At 70.7% G+C, this 21,276-nt stretch carries 15 protein-coding genes; 11 read left to right on the plus strand and 4 right to left on the minus strand.

Annotated features, from left to right (window positions below; all coding sequences use genetic code 11):
* Nucleotides 1-102: 102 nt before the first annotated feature.
* Complete coding sequence (locus WME75_RS17235) at nucleotides 103-894, minus strand: CBS domain-containing protein (protein ID WP_437492131.1); 792 nt, start codon at nucleotides 892-894, stop codon at nucleotides 103-105.
* A gap of 397 nt (nucleotides 895-1,291) precedes the next feature.
* Between WME75_RS17235 and WME75_RS17240 the strand changes: the two genes are divergently transcribed.
* Together WME75_RS17240 and WME75_RS17245 are read left to right on the plus strand one after the other, a co-directional pair.
* Complete coding sequence (locus WME75_RS17240; protein WP_437492133.1) at nucleotides 1,292-1,966, plus strand: universal stress protein; 675 nt, start codon at nucleotides 1,292-1,294, stop codon at nucleotides 1,964-1,966.
* A gap of 203 nt (nucleotides 1,967-2,169) precedes the next feature.
* Nucleotides 2,170-3,525, plus strand: coding sequence for a sialate O-acetylesterase (locus tag WME75_RS17245; RefSeq protein ID WP_437492135.1), 1,356 nt, complete (start codon nucleotides 2,170-2,172; stop codon nucleotides 3,523-3,525).
* Nucleotides 3,526-3,609: 84 nt separating this feature from the next.
* Here the strand turns inward: WME75_RS17245 and WME75_RS17250 are convergent, their stop codons facing one another.
* On the minus strand, nucleotides 3,610-5,121 hold the full coding sequence (locus WME75_RS17250) for a hypothetical protein (RefSeq protein ID WP_437492137.1): 1,512 nt from the start codon (nucleotides 5,119-5,121) through the stop codon (nucleotides 3,610-3,612).
* Nucleotides 5,122-6,029: 908 nt separating this feature from the next.
* On the opposite strand from WME75_RS17250, the gene WME75_RS17255 reads away from it, so the two are divergent.
* From WME75_RS17255 to WME75_RS17275, 5 genes are all read left to right on the plus strand, one after another.
* Nucleotides 6,030-7,112 carry a latent transforming growth factor beta-binding protein gene (locus tag WME75_RS17255; protein ID WP_437492139.1) on the plus strand — a complete coding sequence of 361 codons (1,083 nt, stop codon included), beginning with the start codon at nucleotides 6,030-6,032 and terminating at the stop codon, nucleotides 7,110-7,112.
* A gap of 37 nt (nucleotides 7,113-7,149) precedes the next feature.
* On the plus strand, nucleotides 7,150-7,926 hold the full coding sequence (locus tag WME75_RS17260) for a hypothetical protein (protein ID WP_437492141.1): 777 nt from the start codon (nucleotides 7,150-7,152) through the stop codon (nucleotides 7,924-7,926).
* A gap of 77 nt (nucleotides 7,927-8,003) precedes the next feature.
* Nucleotides 8,004-9,146, plus strand: coding sequence for an aromatic ring-hydroxylating oxygenase subunit alpha (locus WME75_RS17265; RefSeq protein ID WP_437492143.1), 1,143 nt, complete (start codon nucleotides 8,004-8,006; stop codon nucleotides 9,144-9,146).
* Complete coding sequence (locus WME75_RS17270; protein ID WP_437492145.1) at nucleotides 9,143-9,961, plus strand: hypothetical protein; 819 nt, start codon at nucleotides 9,143-9,145, stop codon at nucleotides 9,959-9,961. Before WME75_RS17265 ends, WME75_RS17270 begins: the two co-directional genes overlap by 4 nt.
* Before the next feature lie 117 nt (nucleotides 9,962-10,078).
* Nucleotides 10,079-11,458: a cytochrome P450 gene (locus WME75_RS17275; protein ID WP_437492146.1), complete on the plus strand. Its 1,380-nt coding sequence runs from the start codon at nucleotides 10,079-10,081 to the stop codon at nucleotides 11,456-11,458.
* A gap of 97 nt (nucleotides 11,459-11,555) precedes the next feature.
* Here the strand turns inward: WME75_RS17275 and WME75_RS17280 are convergent, their stop codons facing one another.
* Nucleotides 11,556-12,530, minus strand: coding sequence for an SGNH/GDSL hydrolase family protein (locus WME75_RS17280; protein WP_437492148.1), 975 nt, complete (start codon nucleotides 12,528-12,530; stop codon nucleotides 11,556-11,558).
* A 659-nt stretch (nucleotides 12,531-13,189) separates the two neighbouring features.
* Between WME75_RS17280 and WME75_RS17285 the strand changes: the two genes are divergently transcribed.
* The 4 genes from WME75_RS17285 to WME75_RS17300 all read left to right on the plus strand — a co-directional run bounded on the left by WME75_RS17285 (nucleotide 13,190) and on the right by WME75_RS17300 (nucleotide 19,989).
* Nucleotides 13,190-14,497 (plus strand): ABC transporter substrate-binding protein, encoded by a 1,308-nt coding sequence (locus WME75_RS17285; RefSeq protein WP_437492150.1) that lies wholly within the window; start codon nucleotides 13,190-13,192, stop codon nucleotides 14,495-14,497.
* An 89-nt stretch (nucleotides 14,498-14,586) separates the two neighbouring features.
* Complete coding sequence (locus WME75_RS17290; protein ID WP_437492151.1) at nucleotides 14,587-15,717, plus strand: substrate-binding domain-containing protein; 1,131 nt, start codon at nucleotides 14,587-14,589, stop codon at nucleotides 15,715-15,717.
* Between the two features lie 635 nt (nucleotides 15,718-16,352).
* Complete coding sequence (locus WME75_RS17295) at nucleotides 16,353-17,630, plus strand: serine hydrolase domain-containing protein (RefSeq protein ID WP_437494855.1); 1,278 nt, start codon at nucleotides 16,353-16,355, stop codon at nucleotides 17,628-17,630.
* 295 nt (nucleotides 17,631-17,925) lie between these two features.
* Nucleotides 17,926-19,989, plus strand: coding sequence for a PAS domain-containing sensor histidine kinase (locus WME75_RS17300; RefSeq protein ID WP_437492153.1), 2,064 nt, complete (start codon nucleotides 17,926-17,928; stop codon nucleotides 19,987-19,989).
* Here the strand turns inward: WME75_RS17300 and WME75_RS17305 are convergent.
* Nucleotides 19,964-21,154: a zinc-binding metallopeptidase family protein gene (locus WME75_RS17305; protein WP_437492155.1), complete on the minus strand. Its 1,191-nt coding sequence runs from the start codon at nucleotides 21,152-21,154 to the stop codon at nucleotides 19,964-19,966. The genes WME75_RS17300 and WME75_RS17305 overlap by 26 nt on opposite strands.
* Nucleotides 21,155-21,276 lie beyond the last annotated feature (122 nt).

The raw sequence follows: 21,276 nt of genomic DNA on the forward strand, positions 1-21,276 counted from the left end.
CTTGCCGGCGCCAGGACGTGCGGGGTCGGCCTCGCGGAGCTCGTCAGGGCGAAGGTCGCGGCCGCGATCTCGGACGGCCCCCTCCAACCCCTCGCGCTCCCCTCAGACCCGCATGCGCGCCGGCGGGATCAGGTATCCGCAGCTCCGCCCGAACCACCGCAGCACGTCGAGCGACGACAGGATGCCGACCACCCTGCCGTCGTCCGAGACGACCGGCAGCCGGTGCACGCCCTCGTAGGCCATCAGCGACGCTGCCTGACGGATGCTCGCGCTCTCGTGCAGCTGCACCACGACGGGGGTCATCACGTCGCGCGCGGTGACCTTGACGGGCGCGACCACGTGGAAGCCCTGCTCGAGCTCGATGTCGAGCGGGGCGACCTCGTCGAGGTGCAAGGTCGCACGCTCCGACTCCTCGGTGTCGCCGCGCTCCTGCGCCGTCCGGAGGAGGTCTGCCCGTGACACCATGCCGACCGGCTTGCCGTCGGCATCCACGACCGGCATCCCGCTGATCCCGTGGCGGACGAGCAGGGTCGTGATCTCGTCGACGGTGACCTCCGGCCGGACGCAGAGGACGTCCCGGGTCATGATGCCGGCGAGCGGCGCCGCCGGATTCACGTGGTCGCTCACGCTGGCGAGCGGATCCGCGCTCTTCACCTCCGAGGTCCACTGGCCGGTATCGCAAACGACGGACGTCCTGCGCGACGGCGCGTCGAAGTGCAGCGCGTGGAATCGAGTGCACGACTCGCACTCCGGCACGGTGGCCGAGCGCTCCTTCAACGGACAGTAGACGGTCGCGACGACCGACTCCTCGCCGTCGTCTCCAACGATGCGCGTGCTGCGGAGCGCGTGGCGCGGGATGGGGTGCTCTCCGTTGATCGGTCCAAGGGTCGTCATCGTCATCTCTCCGCTCACCTCCGCGACCTTCGCTCGAGGCGCTCGCTCGGATGAGCACCGCCCGTGCCACGCCCGAGATCCCCCCGAACGCCGAGGCGGCCCTGAAATGCCGCGGCCGCATCCGCGCCGCCGCGCGCCGTTTGCGCCGCGACGAACGGGATGCACGCCCTGCGTCCCGCTCGCGAGGGAGCCCGCGCCCACCGCGCGCCAGCGGCCCGCTTTCCGGCGTCCGGAACGCGTGGCACGGAGCGTGCGAGTACGTTGAATAAGTCGAATATGTCACGTACGTCGCGTGCGTCGCGTGCGTCGAATTCGTCCGTGCAGCGTGCCCGGCGGAGTGCCGGGCTGAGCGGAGCCATCCGCCCGGGTGGCTGGCAACGAGGGTGAGGAGGATGTGATGTCGAGCGTGAGCGCAACAGGTCGGTTCATTGTCGTCGTCGGAGTCGATTTCTCGGATCTGAGCAACCGTGCGCTCGACCAGGCGCTCGAGTCCGCCTGCTGCCGCGAGAACGCGGAGGTGCATGCGGTCCACGTCGAGCCCGAGAGCTGGGTCGGCATCGGGCTCTCGAGGGTGCCCGTGGCGGCCACCACGCCCGACGAGGCGCTCCAGCAGCTCCAGCTGCGCGCGGTCGAGCGCGTCCGCGCCATGGGTGGCAAGCTCGACGGCAGGCGGTTGAAGCGCGTCGTCGTCCACTTCCGGCGCGGCGATGCGGCCGGGAACATCGCTCAGCTCGCCGCCGACCTCGACGCCGATCTCGTGGTCGTCGGCTCGCACGGCCACCGCGGCCTCGAACGGCTGCTCCTCGGCTCGGTCGCCGAGCGCGTCGCCCGGCTCGCGCGCTGCCCGGTGTCGATCATGCGGCCCAAGGATCACGCGACCGCCGGCCGGGTGCCCGAGATCGAGCCGCCCTGCCCGGAGTGCCTGAAGCGCCGGGAGGAGACCGGCGGCGCCGAGCTCTGGTGCGCACGCCACTCGGAGCACCATGTCCGGCCGCACCGCTACTCGTACGCGACAAACGGGGTCTACGCGGCGTCGAGCGCTGCCTATCACGCGACGCCAGAAGGGACGTGACCGCGAGGCGAGCCCGGCGGGACTGCGCACCTGCCAGGCAGCGCCTGACCTCCCTGTGCATGCGCCGGGAACGGAAAAACGACGCATTCATCATCGAGAATCGCCGTCTCTGCTCTCCCTCGTCGCCCCCGTCCTCCCGCGGCGCGCGGCGGCGCCCCCCCGGCGTGTTGACGTTGCGCGGTGCGCGGAGGATATAGCGTGTCATGAAGCGGTCTTGCATCGTCCTTGCGGCCGGCGTGATGTCCCTCTCCGCGTCGGCCATGGCGCAGCCGGTGAAGGTGTTCGTCCTCGCGGGCCAGTCCAACATGGTCGGCTATGGCGTGGGCGCCGCTCTTCCGGCCGAGATCCAGAGCCAGCCCGACATCTGGTACGACCACCACAACCCCGACGCGCGCCAGGGGGGGCCGTACGCCGCGGCGACGAGCGCCGACTGGGGGCCGCTCGAGCCGAAGGGCGAGGCGCGCCGCTACGGGCCCGAGATCACGTTCGGCCGCGCGATGGCGGAGGCGTACCCCGAGCACCGGATCGCGATCGTGAAGGTGGCGCAGGGGGGCACGAACCTCGTCGAGCACTGGGGGCGCGGGCTCGCGCCGGATCCGGAGGTGCTCTACAAATCCCAGCTTTACCATGCGCTCCTCGGCAAGCTCGACTCCGCGACGTACGCCGGCGATCGCGCCCTCCGCTACCCCGACGAGCCGACGCGGCTCGACAACGCCCTGGCGCGGCTCGAGTCGGAGGGGCACGACGTCGAGATCGCCGCGCTCCTCTGGATGCAGGGCGAGAACGAGGCGGGGTGGTCGGCCGCGTTCAGCTACGGCGACACGCTGCGCGCCTTCATCGCGGCGGTCCGCGCGGATCTCGGCGTCCCCGAGCTCCCCGTCGTGCTCGGCCGGATCAGCGACAACCTTTACCCCGCGAACGGCGGGCCCATCGCCGCCGGCAAGGAGGCGAACATCGACGCCGTGCGCGCGGCGCAGGTGACCGTGGCCGAGGAGGACCGTCGGGTCGCGTGGGTCGACACGGACGACTTCACCCCGCGGCCGCCGAGCGACGCGTGGCATTTCGACTCCGCCGCGTACCAGCTCCTCGGCCAGCGCTTCGCCGAGGCGTACCTCGCGCTGGCCGCCGAGGCGGGCCCGTCGAGCACCGCGTCGGCGAGCAGCGCCGGGAGCGGGGGCGCGGAGGGAGGGGGCGCCACGGCCGGATCGAGCGGGAGCACGGCGGCGGCGAGCAGCGCGGTGAGCGCGGGCGCGGGGGGAGGGAGCGCCACGGCCGGGTCGAGCGGGAGCACGGCGGCGGCGAGCAGCGCCGGGAGCACCGGAAGCGCAGGTGCGGGAGGAGGGAGCGCCACGGCCGGCTCGAGCGGGAGCACGGCGGCCACGGGCAGCGCCGGGAGCGCGGCTGGATCGAGCGGGGCCGCGCCCGGGGGCGCCGGCGGGAGCAGCGGCTGCAGCTGCGGGACGGCGGGGGGCGCGGGTCATGGGCCGACGGCGGCAGCGCTCGCGCTGATCGCGCTCGCCGGCCTGCGCCGCCGCCAGGACGGGGGCGAGCTCAGCTGAAGAGGCTCATCGCCTCAGGGAGAGGGCCGCAGCGGCCCGTCGTCGCATCGGACGGGCCGTCTGCGGGCGCTCACCGTCGCTGGCTCACTCCAACGGGAAGCACATGCTCTCCCAGCACTCATAGCCCTCGCGGCAGTCGCCGTCCGCCGCGCACCCGGTGTAGCAGAAGCCGTCATCGGCGCAGACGTCGCCCTCGTCGCAGGGAGTGCCGGTGTCCGGGTAGCAATCGCTGATGCAGTAGCCGCCCGGCCACAAGTAGTCGGCCTCGTTGATGCAGATGAGGCCGGCGCAATCGGCGTCGGCGGTGCAAGTGCCTCCGTCGGCGGTATCGCCCGGCGGCGGCGCGCAGCGACCCGAGTCAGTGCAGGTGTAGCCCGCCAGCGTGCAGTCAGCGTCGCTGGTGCAGGCCGGCCAGCAGGTGCCGTCCGTGCACGCATAGCTCTCGCGGCAGTCCTCCGAGGTCTCGCACAGCATGTCGCAGTAGCCGCCGGCGCCCGACGGGATGCAGGCGCCGCCGCCGGCGCATTCGCCGATCTCCGGATCGCAGTCGCCCAGGCAGTAGCCGCCAGGAAAGCCGCTGCTGGCCTCGGAGAGGCACCGGCCGCCGGCGCAGTCGTTGTCGACCGTGCAAGGGGCGGCGTCCGGGCTCCCCGGCTTCTCGCAGAAGCCCGATCCCACGTCGCACACGCCCACATCCGGGCACTCCGCGTCGCTTGTGCAGCCCGGCCAGCAAGTGTAGTCGAAGTCGCACATGTAGCCGTCACGGCAGTCGGCCGTTGTCTCGCACGGGGCGACGCAGAGGCTCAGGGACGTGCTCACGGCGACGCATGTGCCGCCGCCGGCACAGTCGCTGTCCGTCACGCAGGCGCCGGTACAGTGCCCGTAAGGGAAGCCGGTTCCCGTCTCATCAAAGCAGACGCCGCCGGCGCACTCGGCAGGGCTGGCGCAGGCAGCGCCGTCGGCGCCGAGCTCGCCGCCGCCGGCGCCGCCGGTGCCGGTGGTGGCGGAGCTCGACGAGGTGACGCTGCCGCCGCCGTCGCCGCCGGTGCCGGTGGTGGCGGAGCTCGACGAGGTGACGCTGCCGCCGCCGTCGCCGCCGGTGCCGGTGGTGGCGGAGCTCGACGAGGTGACGCTGCCGCCGCCGTCGCCGCCGGTGCCGGTGGTGGCGGAGCTCGACGAGGTGACGCTGCCGCCGCCGTCGCCGCCGGTGCCGGTGGTGGCGGAGCTCGACGAGGTGACGCTGCCGCCGCCGTCGCCGCCGGTGCCGGTGCCGGTAGTGGCGGAGCTCGACGAGGTGACGCTGCCGCCGCCGTCGCCGCCCTCGCCGCCGGTGCCGGTGCTCGCCGAGCTCGACGTGGCGCCGCCAGCGCCACCGTCGCCGCCGCCGGTGCCGCCGGTGCCACCGGTGCCGCCGCCACCGGTGCCGCCGCCAGCGCCACCGTCGCCGCCGCCGCCGCCGGTGCCGCCGCCGTCGCCGCCGGTGCCGCCGCCGTCGCCGCCGGTGCCGGTGCCGCTGGTCGTCGAGGCGCCGCCGTCGCCCCCGGTGCCGCCGCTCCCGGGGGTCGAGGGGTCGTCATCGCCGCACGCTGCGGTCATCAAACCAAGTGCAAACAGACACACCAAAGATCGCATCTTCATCCGCTGCTCTCCAAGCCGGTAGGGGTCCAGTGACGCGGTGCCGGCCGTCGGAGGCGAGGCGCCGCAGCGCGATGGGCGCACGCGCATCTTCTGTCGAAACGGCACGGATGCCAACGGATCTTTTCACCCCGTCTCCATTCTCCCGCGCCAAATGCACCCGGGAATTCCGCCCCCTCCTCCGCGGCGCGGAGCCTCGTTCCGCGCCGGCACCGCCAAGAGCAGCTTTTCGACGGGCGACGGCGCGGGATTGTCGCGTCCGCTTCACGGCTCACGGAGCACGCATTGCCGGCAGCAGGATCGTTTTCTACCTCCGCCGCGCGAGCCCTCCTCACGACCTGCGCGCCTCTCTTCTTCATGCGCCTTCGCGCACGTCCTTGATATCTCCTGCGCCCGCGCGCATCGCCTTGCTTCCTCAGGAGTTCACCCGCTCCGAGCCACTCGCCTCGAGCCCCGCCGCCGCGCCCGTCTCCCGACCGCGCCCTCCTCCAGCTGACCTCGCCCCGCCTCGAGCGCCCCGCGCGCCTCCCATGCCACACGTCGCCGCGCGGTCGCGGGGCTGCGCGCTCCCCCTTGCGCCTCTCCCCGGCCCGAGCTCAGCGCGGGGGCGCGCACTCCGCTGCTCGCCGCCCGCGCGTCCCCTCGGTGATTGACCGGTCGCCTTCTGAGCTGGTATAGGTAGCCGTTTTCCTTTGGCAGAATTTTACAGTCACATTCGAAGCGAGAGGCGGATCGAGCGCGGTGTGCGCAGGTGAAGGTTACCTGGAGCTTCCAGCGCCAGCCGTGTCGTATGCCCTCGCCGGCTTCGCGGCGGCGCTCTGCGCCCCCGCGGGACGACCCCTCGCTTCAGAAGATGATGAGGAGACCCCATGCGTGTCAGACACGTGATGATCACAGCAGCTCTCGTCAGCAGTTTCGCCGCGTGCGCCAGCTCGGATCGCGGCGATGGCGAGCGGCCAGCCTACGCGACGGTCTGCGAGGCGCGCTGCGCCTGCGAGGACTGCTCCGGGGACAGCGAAGGGCTGTGCGAGGCCGAGCAGGAGGCCGTCGAGGAGCGGGCCAAGAAGCGCTGCCAGGACGAGCACACGGCGTACGTCGATTGTGTCCGTCTGGAGGGCCGGTGTGTGGAGGGTCATCACCTGGCCGAGGTCTGCAACGCCCATGCGGCGGCCCTCCTCGGCTGTCTCAAGCCGAGCAATCGCGATCACTGTCCCAGCGCGGGCGACGGCATCTGCGACGAGCCCCAGGGCACCGACACGTGTCCGGCCGGGACCGACCCCGCCGACTGCCTCTCTTTCTGTCCGTACACCGGCAACGGCATCTGCGATGAGCCCGAGAACACCGGCCGGTGCCCGGCGGGCACGGACGTCGACGACTGCAAGCTCGTGCCGTGCAAGTCGGTGCAGGACGGGGCGTGCGACGAGCCGGAGGGCACCGGGCTCTGCGGCGAGGGAACGGACGTCATCGACTGCATGGTCATGACCTGCGCCGAGGCGAACAACGGTGTCTGCGACGAGCCGGAGGGCACCGGGCTCTGCGACGAGGGCACCGATCGCGCCGACTGCCCAGCAGGCGAGCCGTGCCCCACCACGAACAACGACGTGTGCGACGAGCCCGAGGGCGCCGGCTCCTGCGGTGAGGGCACGGACGTCGTCGACTGCACAGTCCCCCCCGCCGCCTGCGACGACCTCGCCGTCTGTGGCAACGACACGAGCGGGTGCATCGCGTGCGCGAACGAGGGGAGCTGCGCCGACGAGCTCGAGGCGTGCATCATCAGCGACGACTGCCTCTACCTCGCCCAGTGCATGGTGACCTGCGCGGACGACGCCTGCGTCAATGAATGCCTGGAGGCGCACCCGGACGGGCGGGATCTTTACTACAACTACGACACATGTTTGCACTGCGAACAGTGTTACTACTCGTGCGGCGCGAGCAGCGCATTCGAGTGCTGAACCGTGGCTTACCCTCAGCGCTGCGGAGGAGATGAACATGCTTGATCGACGAGACATTCTTGCGCTTTCGGCCCGCGCCGCCCTCCTGGCTTCTCTGGCCGGCGTCGCCTCCTGCGGCGGCCTCTCGGCGGGCGACTACGCGGTGTACCGCGTCGCCCTGGAGGCGTCCGAGGAGACGCCTGGCTGCTTCCCCGACGACAGGCCGCTCCTCGCGGAGAAGTACGACACCACAACGTTCCGGGACGGCCAGACCTTGCTCCTCTACCTCCCGAGCAACGAGGAGGCGGTGCTCGACATCGGCGGGCTCGCGCTGAAGGGCTCCACGGACGACGATCCCTACCTCTTCGAGGGCCGCTCCGAGGACGTCGAGTTTCCCTTCCGCAAGAGGGTCACCGACGCCGACCGGGACGGCATCGCGGATGACATCGACCCGTTCGTCGACGCCGACAAGGACGGCGACGACGACTTGGACGCGACGAGCGACGACGAGGTCGACACCGACGGCGACAAGCACGACGATCGCGACGAGGTGGAGGACCCGTTCGTCGACGCCGACGACGACGGGGACGAGGACCGGTTCCGGGAGATCGTGGGCGACACGAGGAGGATCTCCAGCCTCCGGGTGCAGATCTCCATGACGGTCGACGGGTCGACGGTCAGCGGCGTCGTGACGCGGACGACCGAGGAGACGTGCGACGGCGACCTGTGCCCACCCCACGTCGACGCGCCGTGCGTCGACGTGCAGCGGTTCCGCGGCGTCGAGGTCGACGAGGCGGATCTGACCTTCGGCCCCAGCGCGCAGCCGACCCCCTGAGCCGCGCTCTCCGACGGCGCGGCGCGGCGCGGCGCGCGACGCATGCCGGGCTGCCCGTTCTGGTAGCATCGCGCCGCTTGCCGGAGCTGCCTCTCTCCCCCGCCGATCTCCACGCGGTGCTCGCGCCGCTCCCCGCCGCTCGCCCGCTGCCGGCGCGCGCCTACTGGGACGAGGGCGTGCTCGCCTTCGAGCAGGCCGAGATCTTCGGGCGCTCCTGGGTCTGCGTCGGGCGCGAGGACGAGATCGCCCGTCCAGGCGAGTGGTTGCTCGCGCCGCTCACGCCGGCGGGGGTCGTCGTCCTCCGCGGCGCGGATCTGGAGATCCGCGCGTTCCACAACGTCTGCCGCCACCGCGCGGCGACGCTGCTCGACGGCGCCTGCGGCCGGCTCTCTCAGCTCGCGTGCCCGTACCACGGCTGGACCTACGAGCTCTCCGGCGCCCTGCGCGCGGCGCCCCACGCGCCCCCCGGCTTCGACCGCGGCGCGCACGGGCTCCTGCCCGCGCGGGCGGGCGCCCTCCTCGGCTTCCTCTTCGTGACGCTCGACCCCGGGGCGCCCTCGCTCGAGAGCGCGCTCGGCGACGCGCCGCCGTGGCTCACGCGCCCCGAGCTGCGCTCGCTCCGGCGGGGCAGGCGGGTGGAGCACGAGGTCGCCGCGAACTGGAAGCTCTGCGTGGAGAACTTCCAGGAGTCGCACCACTTTCCGCGCGTGCACCCCGCGCTGGAGCGGCTCACCCCGTGCGGCGACGCCGTGTCCTGGGGCCGGGACGGCCCGTGGCTCGGCGGGATCATGGACCTCGCCCCCGGCGCCGAGACGGTCTCGACGAGCGCGGGGCGGGGGGCGCGGCCGCTCATCGTCCCCGAGGCGGAGCGGCGGCGCGTGCGCGACGCCATGCTCTTCCCGGGCCTGCTCACGAGCCTGCAGCCCGACTACCTGCTCACGTACCGGCTCACCCCGCGCGCGCCGGACCGGACCCTCGTGGTCGCCGACACCTACTTCCATCCGGCGGCGTTCACCCCCGGCTTCGATCCGGCCGACGTGTTCGCCTTCTGGGACGCCGTGAACCGCGAGGATCGCGCCATCTGCGAGCGCCAGCAGCGCGGGCTCCGCGCGCCGGGCTACGCGCCGTCGACCTACGCCATGGTGGAGGACGGCGTCCACGCCTTCGACCGCATGGTCGCGCGGAGGTACCTGTCGGCGCTCGGCGCGAGGACGAGATGAGCAAGCTCTGCGGCCTGTGGGGTCGCCCGTACATCGACCTGTCGCCGCTGCTCGACACGTCCTGCTTCCCGGAGCTCGATCGCGAGATCGTGCTCGGGCTCTGCCGCGTCGAGCCCTCGTACACCGGCGGCAGCCTGAAGTGGATGGGCGTGGTCGCGCCGTGGGTGCACGAGGACCCTTATGTGGACTACGGGCAGGTCATCGCCGGCTTCTCGCGCGAGGAGCTCCGCGACTTCGTGGCGCTCGCCGACGACCCGTCCGCCTTCGATCTCGACCGGCGCGGCGAGTACACGTTCGGAGACGAGACCGATCACCCGCTCACGCGGGCGCAGGTGCTGTACCTGAAGTACCGCTACGGCGTCTATTTCCCCTGGAAGGTCTGCTATCACCTGCTCGAGAACGACCGCTGGGAGGACAAGCACTCCGGCGCGGGCAAGGACTTCTCGGAGGAGGCGAGGGCGGTGTTCCCGCGCACGGTCGATTTCATCCGGAGCCTGCCGTTCGCCGAGATCGGGCGGTGCGTGATCTTCGGCCTCGAGGCGAACGATCACGCGCCCGCGCACCGCGACACCGAGCCGGGGGGCGCGCTCGGGCCGGCGCAGTCCATCTCGTTCGATCCGCGCGGCGACAAGCGGTTCTATGTCTGCGACAGGGCAGGGGAGGAGCGCACGATCGTGCGCGCGCCCGTCTACTGGTTCAACGACATGGATTACCACGGGGTCGAGCCGGACCCGTTCTTCCGGTACTCGATCCGGGTGGACGGCGTGTTCACGCCGGAGTTCGTGAAGCGGCTCCAGCGGCTCTACCGGCGGTAGGCGCGGGCAACCGCTCGGTCGGCGAGGCGCGCTCGGGCAGGCCGGGGGTCCGCTCCCCTCCGATTCCGGCGCCCATGCCGGGCCGGCGTGGTGGTACAAGACGAGGTCACACACGCCATGAGCACCGTCCTCCCCGCCTCGATCGCCGAGCTCCCGCTCCTTCAGGGCCGCAACCCGCTCGCCCGCCGCATCGAGACCCGGCATGGATTCCCCATCCTCCCCGGCCGCTTCCCGGTCGTGGGCCACATGCCGGCGATCGCCGTCGACGAGCTCGGCCTGCTCCGCGAGGGCCGGCGCCGCTTCGGCTCCCTCTTCTTCTGGAGCCATGGCGTCGACGCCTGGCAGCTCGTCTACGCCTCGAACGAGTCCTTCTCGCTCTTCAAGAGCAAGGCCCTCGACTCCTCGTATCTGACCGAGCGCGGCGTCGGCCACCTCTTCGGTCAGACGATGATGGCCCACGACGGCGCCTCGCACCGCCGCCTCCGCACCGCGATGAACGGGCCCTTCTCGCCGAAGGGCCTCGACGCCGCGGAGGTCGGCGCGATCATCGCGACGAGCGTCGAGCGCAAGGTCCGCTCCTGGGTCGGCCGGCGCGACGTCCCGTTGCTGCGCGAGAGCCGCGAGCTGGCCCTGGAGGTGATGTTCAAGATCACCGGCGTCGAGGACGACGAGCTCTCCGAGTGGCGCCACAACTACGAGGATCTGATGCTCGTGGTCCTCAACCTGCCCTTCGACGTGCCGGGCTCGCCGCGACGCCGCGGCCTCCGCGCCCGCGCCTGGCTCGACGCGCGCATCGGCCGGATCCTCGCCGACGTGCGCGCCCGCGGCGAGGAGAAGGGCCTCCTGCCCGCGCTGCTAGAGGCCCGCGACGAGGACGGCGAGCCGCTCTCCGAGCAGGATCTCGTGGGCAACCTCCGCCTGCTCCTCCTCGCCGGCCATGAGACCTCGGCCTCGACCATGGCCTGGTGCGTCGCCCACCTCGCCGAGAGCCCCGCGATCTGGCGTGCGCTCCGCGAGGAGGCGTCGAGCGCGGCGGATCTCCCGCGCTCGCCCGCGGATCTCCGCCGCTTCCCCTTCGCCGAGGCCGTGTTCCGCGAGGCGCTCCGCCTCCACCCGCCTGTGGCTCACGACGCCCGCCGCGCCGTCGCCGACTTCGAGCTCGAGGGCCGCACCGTCCCCGCCGGGACCATCGTGGGCATCCCGCTGATCCTGCTCTCGCGCGATCCCGAGCTCTACCCGGATCCGGACAGCTACCGCCCCGAGCGCTGGCTCGGCCGCAAGGAGGCGCTCTCGCCGCTCGAGATCGCCCAGTTCGGCGGCGGCGCGCACTTCTGCCTCGGCTATCACTTCGCCTGGATGGAGATCGTCCAGTTCCTCGTCGCGCTCGGGCGGCTCCTCCCGGCCTCGGGCCCCAGGCTCCAGAACGGATTCCCTGCCTCGCGCTACCTCCCGGTGCACCGCCCCGCGGCGGGCACGCGCGTCCGCTTCGACGGCTGACGCGCCACGCCCGGCAGCGCCATGCCACGCGCCTTCCGCTCGAGGACCGCTGCAGCGGCGCGTCGAGAGACGGGCGGTGGTACGCCGCCCACGCTCGTCACTGCGCGACGCAGCTCGTCTTCATCGCTTCCCAGACTGCATCTCCGGTGGCGATGCTACCGGCAGAGGTGGGGTGGATTCCGTCTTGCGTGTAGTCGTTGTGTCCGTTCCAGACCGGACGAAGGTCCAACCAGTAACATTTCGGCGACGTGAGCCCGTCGCACAGTGCCTTCATCTTCGGCCGGAGCGTATCGAGGCAGGACTTGAGCGACGAGAACTGGTTTCCGATGGGGTCTGGATAGAAGAAATAGAGCACCTTTTCGACGTTGTCCTCCGCCATGGTCTCGAACAACGACTCCGCCGCCGCGAGGGCTCCGTCGCCGTCCCCTCTCAACAAGCAGTCGTTCCCGCCCCCATCCATCAGCACGTACTTGATCATGCCGTTCTCCGCAGCTTTGCGGTACTGGCTGGGGATTTGATCGTCGGCCAGCGTCGTGCCGCTGACCGAGTTGTCGATATAGCGCTCGCCCTCGGCGAGGGAGCCGTTGGCCTTGGCCTGCTTCTCGATCTGCTGCGTGATGCCGTGAGTCGCGGCGATGAACGATTCGCCGATGACCGCGACTTGATTGCCCCTGGTTTGGCCCTTGACGCACTCGCCCGTCTCTCCGCCTGTGCCGGTCGTCACTCCGCCTGTGCCGCCCGCCTCGCCGCCGCTGGCCGAGCTGCTGGCCTGCCCGGTGCTTGCGCCGCCGCTGCCCGAGGTGCTCCCGGTCGCTGAGCCTCCGGTGCCGCCAGGGCCCATACCGCCCGTGCCCGTAGCCGTCGTCCCTGGGCCGCTGGTGGCCCCGTCAGGGGCGCCTCCGCCGGTCGAGGACGTACCCTCGTCATTCGCCTCACCACAGGCCCAAAGGCCGATGCTCAGGAGACCGAGAACGCTCAGATTTTTAACAAAGTAGCAACGTATTGACCGCATTTTATTTCTCCAGTGTCCGCTCGGCGCCGAGGTTTCAAGGTGCGAAAGGATCTCATCCACCGGATGTCAACAATCCATCCATGCATCCCTCGCCCCTCTGTTCCAAGATCTCCGTCCGCCCTCGCATCGCCCGATGCAGGTGACTGCGACGACGTCGTACCCGAGCCACCTGGCTCCAGGTATAGGCATACCCGCCTATGCCTCGATGCGAGACGTCACGCCCACGTCGGCGGACTGCACAATTCGGGCGAGAGTCGAATTCGGCGCTTTTTTCCGAAAAATTTGAGGGGATTCCTCAGGTCGTGGACGGCTCGTGGCGCGTCACCCACACATCGAAGCGCAGCTCGCCGAAGATCGAACGAGGCGCGATGAAGCCGCCCCGAGAGCCCGGCGTCGGGCCCGTCCACGACCGGCCCCACCCGCGTGGTCATGCCCACATCTCGGCCTGAACGCCGCGATGTACGGACCGAGATCACGGCGCTGAAAACGGCAAGCGGCGTCGGACGAGTGTGCGTCGCGTTGCATCGTGGCTCGAACGTCCACGCGATGCTCCGCCGCGATCCTCTCTGATATAAACAATGCGCCCTTGACAGAACGCTCCTCGGTGCGTTGTCATCCGCGCTCGAGGGGCGAACATGTTGCTTGGGATACCTGCCGCTTCGGATCGTTCGGATCGAGGCGGCGAGCGGATCGTTTGTCGCAAACGACGCAAACGACTCATGCGCTGCGTGGGGACCGGGCTGCTCGTGGGGCTCGCGTCCCTCAGCTCGGCCTCATGCGCTCCGACGGCGCCCGCCGGCCCCGAGGACGCGGTCGTCATGGGGGCCCTCCTGCCCTTCTCCGGCAGCGAGTCGGCCATCGGCCGGAACCTCGAGCAAGCGATGTTGCTCGCCGTCGAGGACGTGAACGCCGCGGGGGGGCTCGACGGGAGGCCGTTCGACCTCCGGAGCCGGGACAGCCACTCGAGCCCGGAGCGTGGGATCGAGCAGCTGATCCAGCTGCTTTACACGGATCGGGTCGCCTACCTGATAGGGCCCGAGGAGAACGATCTCGCCCGCGAGATCGCGCACGACGTGAAGGCGCTCGACGTTTTTCACATGCTGCCGGGGTACGCCGCGCCCACGGTCGCGCGCAGCGAGACGAGGGGAGGGCGGATGCGGCTCGCCCCTTCCTCGCTCTACGTCGGCTGCGCCCTGGCGAAGCTCGCCGTCCTCGAGGACATCGACACCGTGAACAGCCTCACGGCACGGGACGACTACAACATCGGCGTCAGCAGCGCGTTCTCGACCCGGTTCACGTCGCTCGGGGGCACGCTCCTCCCCTCGGTGACGTTCACGTCGGGCGAGCGGACGTACACGAGCCAGATCAAGGCTGCGTCCGCGTCACACGCCGAACGCACGCTCCTGGCCGCGTACCCCGCCACCGCCTCGACCATCGTGACCGAATGGGCCGTCTCCGGACGCCCGGGCACCTGGTTCCTCGGTCCTGCGCTGCGCACCGAGGTGCTCATCGCCAACATCCCCAAGGGCTCTCTCGATGGATTCTTGGGGGTATCTCCGTCGCTCAGCCTGCGCAGCGAGTGCCATGTCGCGGGCGGGGCCGAGGAGACGGTCGACTGCACGACCGGGAACGCCGCCGCCTTCATCGGGCGCTTCTCGCGCCGGTGGGACGGCGAGGCGCCGCTGCCCGCGGCTCACTTCTACTACGACGGCGTCGTCCTCCTCGCGATGGGCCTCGTGTACGCCCAGGCGACGACCGGGACGATCCCGTCCTCCGGATACGAGCTGCAGAAGATCATCCGCGAGCTCAACAGCCCCGGCCACGACGCGGCCTCGTGGCGGGACATGAAGGCGGCGATGGCCAAGCTCCGCGCGGGGATCCCGCTGCGGTACGTCGGGGCAGCGGCCGAGTACGAGTTCGACGACTACGGGGCGAGCAAGCACCATTTCATGCAGCGGTGGACCATTGACGGTGACGCCTTCGTCGACCTCACCCCCGTTCCCGTGGATTGCGTCTTCCGCCAATGATCTCGCCGCGAGCTCGATCATCACTCAGGTGAGGCGCTCACGCAGGGGCTCCGCGAGCGATTGAAGCCATGAAGCAAGAGGAGGGATCGATGACGAGGACCGGACGATGCTGGATGACGGCGCTGGGGCTCATGCTGACGACGGCGGCGTGCGGATCGAGCGACACACCCGGAGATGACGAGAAGGTCGAGCCCATCCAGCGGGCGCCGACGGTCGAGAACGAATTCACCCCGGTGGAGCTCGAGGCGACGATCGACGACCTCGTCGCCAAGATCAACGAGAGCTCGCTCGAGCCGATGCAGATGACGGTCCTTGTGAAGTCCATCGACGGCTTCTTCGCGCCGGTCGCCACCGGCGCCGGCCGGGCCATGGGCGAGCTCGGGGCCACGGGGAACGTGGTCGCGGGCCTCGGCCGGATGGGCGAGCTGGAAGAGAGGGTGGAGCACCAGAACGAACAGATCCGACAGGCGGTGGCGGGCGGCACCGAGGGGATCGGCGTCGCGCCGTTCGGCGACGGCAACGCGGCCGTCCTCGATGAGGCCGCCGAGAAGGGGATCCACGTGGTGACGCTCGACACCGACCTGAAGGACTCGAGGCGCTCGATCTACGTTGGGACCAGCAACACGTCTGCCGGAACCACGGCAGGGGAAACCCTGATCGAGCAGCTGCCCGAGGGGCCGGGGACGGTGATCATCCACGGCAGCACCGATGAGACCTGGGTCGACGGGGTGGATCGAACGCAGCACGCCAAGGCCGCGCTCGAGGGCGCCGGTTACACCGTGGTGGTGAGCTCGATCATCTGGTCCAACGAGAAAGAGCTCGAGGACGTCGAGTCGATGAAGACCGCGATCGAGGCCGCGGACCCGCCTGTCGTGGGAATGCTCGGCCTGTTCAGCGTCTCGTATCGCTGCGCGATGGCCGCGGAGGCCGCGGCCCAGCCGGGCCTCCCCATCGTGGCCTTCGACTTCGATCCGAAGACCGTCGGCTACATGCGCGACGGCCGCATCCTGGCCACGCACGTCCAGCGGCAGTACTACGAGGGGTACATCGTGCCGTACATCCTCTACGGCATGAAGAGCATCGGCCTCGAGGCGACCAGAGACATCCTCGCTTCGCACATGGCCGACGATAGCCGGTTCAACCTCGGCCTCGACGTCGTGCCGGGGGACAAGGTCGACGACTACAACGCCTTCCTCGACGCGATCGGCGCGAATCAGTAGCGGCGTCGTGGCTGGAGCATCCAGAACGGATACGGCCGCCTCGGCGCGGACGGCGTGTTCACACCGGATTTCATGAAGCGGCTCCAGCGGCGCTACCGCCGGTAGGCGCGGGCGGGCGGGCGGGCGGGCGGGCGGCCGGCCGTCGAGGAGCGCTCGGACAGGCCGGGTGGGCGCTGCCGGCGACCCCGGTGTCACGCCGCGTCACAACGGAGCGACGACGCCGGAGTCACCGCGACTCACGACGTGTGATCTGTGTCACGTCTGGCAGCGTGTCTGTTGGCGAGCGCTCATCGGACACGTGTGCAGAGCGGCGTCACCTACGCACAAGAGAGCTCGTTTCGTCTTGACACGCCGTGTCCGCGCGGCGTGAGCCCAGGTGGAACCAGCCTGCATGTCGGGACAAACCTGGCTAGCTGACGCGCTGGAGAACGCGTTATCATGAAGGTCTCGATCTTTTGTCGCCGGGCAGCTCTGGCGAGGAGACATCATCCATGAGAACGACGTTATTTCTCGTGTCTTGCGTGGCGGTCCTGGCGTGTCTCGGCGCGCCGGACGTCGCTCACGGCCTTGTCTCTCAGCCCTCGAGCGGCGCGTGGCCGCGTCGCCTTCAGCCTGCGGAGCCGGAGTCCGTGAGCATGAGCCGCGCCGGGCTGCGCGGCGCGACGCTGGCGCTGGAGGACGCCATCGCGGGCGGCGACTTCAAGGGCGCAGTCCTCCTCGTCGCCCGCCGCGGGCGGATCGTGCTCCACGAGGCGCTGGGCGTGCGGGACGGCTTCAACGCGAGCTGGCCGGACATGCCCTCGCCGCCCATGCCGCTCGACGGGATCTTCGATCTCGAGTCGATGACGAAGCCGTTCACCGTCTTCCTGGCGATGAGGATGCAGGAGTCCGGCCGGTTCCCCGGCTTCAAGATCGACAACCCGGTCGTGTCGTACTTCCCCGAGTTCGCCGACGCCTCGAACCCGGACAAGCGCCTCGTGACGATCAGGGACCTGATGCGCTACGTATCGGGCGAGGACATGGACGCGAACGGCGTCCTGGGCGCCAGCGACCGCTGGCACACGATGCTCACGGCGCCCTTGCTCTACACGCCGAGCCGGAAGGTCCTCTACAGCGATCTCGGGTTTCGCCTTCTCGGTCACGTCCTGGAGAAGGCCGGCGGCAGCTCGCTGCAGAGCCTGATGAAGGCGTACATCTTCGATCCGCTCGACATGTCGAGCACCTCGTACCGGCCGAAGCTCCACATGCCGGCGAAGAGCGATCGTTTCGTCGGGACGGCCTGGTCGAGCGTGCGCGGGCGTTACCTGCGGGGCGAGGTCCAGGACGAGACCGACTACGACGTCGAGGAGAACACGGGCACCTCTCAGCACGGCCACCTCACCGGGTGCGACGGCCTGTTCTCGACGGCGCTCGATCTCGCGAAGTTCGCGCAGATGCTCCTGAACCGGGGCGTCCACGTCCGGGGCCCCGACGTGCTCTGCAACCCGATGCTCCTCGTCTGTCCGGGGGAGCGGGTGACGTCGCGGTCCTCGGTGGAGCGCATGACGACGCTGCAGACGGGCGACCTCGGGCTCCCCACGCCGGCGATCACGTTCGCCCAGAACCTGTTCTATTCGGGCAAGGGGCTCGGATGGGAGGTGGTCGATCCGGGCGCGTGGCCCGGCGGCGATCACACCTCGACCGTCGCCTACAGCAAGACAGGCGGCGCCGGGACGCTCCTGGTCATCGACCCCGATCCGGCGCGGGACCTCATGATCGTCCTGCTCACGAACCACGGGCTCCCGGGCTACGATCACCTCGGGGTCGACGAGGACCAGCTGTGGTACTGGGACGATTTCGACGCGATGATCGAGCACATCCGCGCGGAGGAGGTCAGCGACGCGGTCAACCTGTCGATGATGGATGTCCCGTAGCGGTCTGAATCCATCGTTCGCCCTGGCAGGAGCGGCGTTGTGCCCTCGCAGCGCTCGCGCCCATTCAGCACATCACACCGCCGCTGCCGGAGGCGCTTCTCGCCTCCGGTGATCGACAGCGAGGAGGCTGTCCCTGGGGCGCGCGCCCGCGATCGCCCGGGGTGGCCACGCGCGGCGCGGCGGACACGGCCGTCCGCCTGGGCGTGCGCCGGATGCTGCGGCGGACCGCATGACGCTTGCCGTCGTGGGCGCGCGCGCTCAAAGGGAGGTGTCCCCGCCGCGAGATCCCTCCCGAATGAACGACGACCTCCGCATCACCCCATCCCACGCAGCGACCCGCACCGAGGAGGCGAGCGCCGAGGCGGAGCTCGCCCCGCTCGCCGGCGACGATCGCCTCGCCTCGTTCTACGCCGGGTGCCCGGTCGCGCTCTTCACGACCACGCCCGAGGGGCGCTTCATCGACGCGAACCGCGCGTTCGCGCGCCTCCTCGGCTACGCGGATCACACGCGGTTCCTCGACCTGCCCGTCCCGACCTTCTACAGCGACCCGAGGGAGCGGCAGGAGATCATGGGCATCCTCGACCGCGAGGGCGCCGTCCACGGCCACGAGATCGAGTTCGTCCGCCTCGACGGGACGCGCGTGTGGGTCAGCATCACCGCGCGCGCCATCCGCGACACGACCGGGCGCGTCGTGCGCTACGAGGGCGCGCTCGAGGACGTGACGCCGCGCCGCAGGGCGCAGGACCTGCTGCGCCTCAGCGATCAGCGCTTCCACCTCCTCGCCAGGGCCACGAACGACACCCTTTGGGACTGGGACTTCGCCGCCGAGACGGTCTGGTGGAGCGAGAACTTCGAGCGCACCTTCGGCTACCGGCTCGACGAGCTCGAGCCGGGACCCGAGAGCTGGATGGGCCGCATCCACCCGGACGACCTCGATCGCGTCTACCGCAGCATCCACGACGCGATCGAGGGCACCGCGACGACGTGGAGCGAGGAGTACCGCTTCCGCCGCGCCGACGGCGAGTACGCGATCATCTACGACCGCGGCCTCGTGCTGCGCGACGGGGCAGGGAAGGCCATCCGCATGATCGGCTCGATGATGGACGCCACGCTGCAGCGCCGGCAGCAGATCCTCCTCGCGTGGCAGCGCAAGGTGCTCGAGATGATCGCCCTCCACCAGGGCCTGGAGGAGACGCTCGAGGCGCTGTGCAGCGACGCCGAGGAGCTCGCGGCCGGCCGCCGCTTCACCGTCCTGCTCGCGAGCGACGACGGCCTCCGACTCCTCCACGGCGCGGCGCCGAGCCTGCCGGCGTCCTACAACGCGGCGGTGCACGGGCTCCTCATCGGCCCGCGCGCGGGCTCGTGCGGCACCGCCGCCCACCGCCGCGCGCCGGTCGTCGTGGAGGACATCGCGACCGACCCGCTCTGGGCCGACTTCCGCCAGCTCGCCCTCCCGCTCGGGCTGCGCGCCTGCTGGTCCACGCCCATCCTCTCCTCGAAGGGCGAGGTGCTGGGCACCTGGGCCGTGTACAGGCCGTCGCCCGGCGTGCCGACCGCCGCCGACGAGGAGGTCGTCCGCGTCGCGACGCGCCTCGCCGCCATCGCCATCGAGCGCGCCCGCGCGGACCTCGCGCTGCGCCAGCGCGCGGAAGAGCTGGCGAGGCTCACCGAGGCGCTGCAGCGCTCGAACCGCGAGCTCGACCAGTTCGCCTACGTCACGTCGCACGATCTCAAGGCGCCGCTCCGGGGCATCGCGAACCTCTCGCAGTGGATCGAGGACGACGAGCACGAGCATCTGAGCGAGGTATCGAAGCGGAACCTGGAGCTCCTGCGCAACCGCGTGCAGCGCATGGACGCGCTCATCGACGCCATCCTCGAGTACTCGCGCGTCGGGCGCACCCGGGTGCCCACCGAGGTGGTCGCGGTGGGCCCGCTCATCGGGGAGGTCGTGGATCTCCTGTCGCCGCCGGGTGGCTTTCGCGTCGAGGTCGCCGGCCTCCTGCCCAGCGTCGTGGCGGAGCGCACGCTGCTCCAGCAGGTCTTCATGAACCTCATCGGCAATGCCATCAAGCACCACCGCGACAGGGAGAGCGGCCGCGCCGTCGTCTCCTGCGCGGACGTCGGTTCGCACTGGCGCTTCACGGTGGCGGACAACGGGCCGGGCATCTCGCCGCGCTTCCACGACAAGGTGTTCGTCATCTTCCAGACGCTGGAGGCGCGGGACAGGTCGGAGGGCACGGGCGTCGGGCTCGCGCTCGTGAAGAAGATCGTCGAGGGCAGCGGCGGCGCCGTCGTGCTCGACTCGGACGTCGGGCGCGGCGCCGCCTTCTCGTTCACCTGGCCGAAGGGGCTGGGGTAGCGGCGGGCGCCGGGGCGGGGGCTCCGTTCACCACGAGGTGGATGAACTGCAGCTTCGCCACGGCGGGGCGCGGCAGCACGAACGGGTAGAAGTCGTGCTGGCCCATGCTGCGCGACAGCTCGTTGAGGACGCCCGTCAGCTCCACCCAGGCGTTCAGGAAGCCGAGGAAGCCCTCGGCCCCTGGCGCGTCCGGTCGCCACAGCGCGTCGGTGCCCCAGGGCTCGGCGTCGAGCTCCACGTCGTCGGCGTCGATGCCGAAGCTGAGGGCCGTGTCCACGGTGTCGACCATGTGGAGATAGTGGGCCCAGGTCTCGGCCCAGTCTTCCCACGGGTGCATGCTGGCGTAGGCGCTGACGAAGCGCTGCGGCCAGTCGGCCGGCGGGCCTTGCTCGTAGTTGGTCTTCAGCGCTGCGGCGTAGTCCTGCCGCTCGTCGCCGAACAGCTCCCGGAACGTCGCCACCCACGCGGTGTCGCGCACCAGGCGGTCCCAGTAGTAATGGCCGACCTCGTGCCGGAAGTGCCCGAGCAGCGTGCGGTAGGGCTCGCGCATCGCGGCGCGGATGCGCTCGCGCGTGGCGTCGTCCGCCTCCTCGACGTTCAGGGTGATCACGCCGTCGGCGTGGCCGGTCATCACCCTGGGCCCGTCGGGCGGCGACGCGAGGAAGTCGAAGCAGAGGCCGCGCTCCGGGTCGTCGCCGATCTTGGACTTCACCGGCAGGTTCAGCGCGAGGAGCTGCGACACGAGCCGTCGCTTGGCCGTCTCGATGCGGCGCCATCGCGCCTCGTGATCGGCGATGGAGAGGTCCGGAATGGTGCGGTTGAGCCGGCAGGCGTCGCAAAGCGCGGGCGTCTCGGCGGCCGCCGGGACGAGCCAGTTGCAGCCCGACGCCGAGTCGAAGTTGCCGCAGCGTCGATAGAGGCGGGGCGGGTCCGCCGTATCGTGCCAGAGCTGCAAGTCGCCCTCGGTCGGGCCGGGCTTCAGCGGCAGCACCTGGGCGCGCTCGGGCTCATAGCCGAGCGGCGTCTTGCAGGCGAGGCACTCGCTGTTGCGGAAGAACACCGGCCTTTCGCACTGGCAACGGTAGGCGCGCGGGGCGGTGGGTTGCTTGGTCGGCTTCCATACGCTGCGCAGGCGCGCGATCAGACTTTCAAAGCGGGTGGGCATGAGGGTGGAGGGGTCTCTAGGGTGAGCGATCGCCTTCTTGCTGGCAAGCTATGTGCCAGGCAGGGGGCGCGATGTTCCCGTCGTGCGCCTGACGCCGCTCGACGCTCCATCGCGCGCGCGGA

It is taken from the genome of Sorangium sp. So ce1014, assembly GCF_051521505.1.
GTDB lineage: Bacteria > Myxococcota_A > Polyangia > Polyangiales > Polyangiaceae > Sorangium.

What these genes read in the sequence shown, in the direction of transcription:
- WME75_RS17235 (WP_437492131.1), bottom strand. Translation starts at nt 894, where the DNA reads ATGACGACCCTTGGACCGATCAACGGAGAGCACCCCATCCCGCGCCAC.
- WME75_RS17240 (WP_437492133.1), top strand. Translation starts at nt 1,292, where the DNA reads ATGTCGAGCGTGAGCGCAACAGGTCGGTTCATTGTCGTCGTCGGAGTC.
- WME75_RS17245 (WP_437492135.1), top strand. Translation starts at nt 2,170, where the DNA reads ATGAAGCGGTCTTGCATCGTCCTTGCGGCCGGCGTGATGTCCCTCTCC.
- WME75_RS17250 (WP_437492137.1), bottom strand. Translation starts at nt 5,121, where the DNA reads ATGACCGCAGCGTGCGGCGATGACGACCCCTCGACCCCCGGGAGCGGC.
- WME75_RS17255 (WP_437492139.1), top strand. Translation starts at nt 6,030, where the DNA reads ATGCGTGTCAGACACGTGATGATCACAGCAGCTCTCGTCAGCAGTTTC.
- WME75_RS17260 (WP_437492141.1), top strand. Translation starts at nt 7,150, where the DNA reads ATGCTTGATCGACGAGACATTCTTGCGCTTTCGGCCCGCGCCGCCCTC.
- WME75_RS17270 (WP_437492145.1), top strand. Translation starts at nt 9,143, where the DNA reads ATGAGCAAGCTCTGCGGCCTGTGGGGTCGCCCGTACATCGACCTGTCG.
- WME75_RS17275 (WP_437492146.1), top strand. Translation starts at nt 10,079, where the DNA reads ATGAGCACCGTCCTCCCCGCCTCGATCGCCGAGCTCCCGCTCCTTCAG.
- WME75_RS17285 (WP_437492150.1), top strand. Translation starts at nt 13,190, where the DNA reads ATGCGCTGCGTGGGGACCGGGCTGCTCGTGGGGCTCGCGTCCCTCAGC.
- WME75_RS17290 (WP_437492151.1), top strand. Translation starts at nt 14,587, where the DNA reads ATGACGAGGACCGGACGATGCTGGATGACGGCGCTGGGGCTCATGCTG.
- WME75_RS17295 (WP_437494855.1), top strand. Translation starts at nt 16,353, where the DNA reads ATGAGCCGCGCCGGGCTGCGCGGCGCGACGCTGGCGCTGGAGGACGCC.
- WME75_RS17300 (WP_437492153.1), top strand. Translation starts at nt 17,926, where the DNA reads ATGAACGACGACCTCCGCATCACCCCATCCCACGCAGCGACCCGCACC.
- WME75_RS17305 (WP_437492155.1), bottom strand. Translation starts at nt 21,154, where the DNA reads ATGCCCACCCGCTTTGAAAGTCTGATCGCGCGCCTGCGCAGCGTATGG.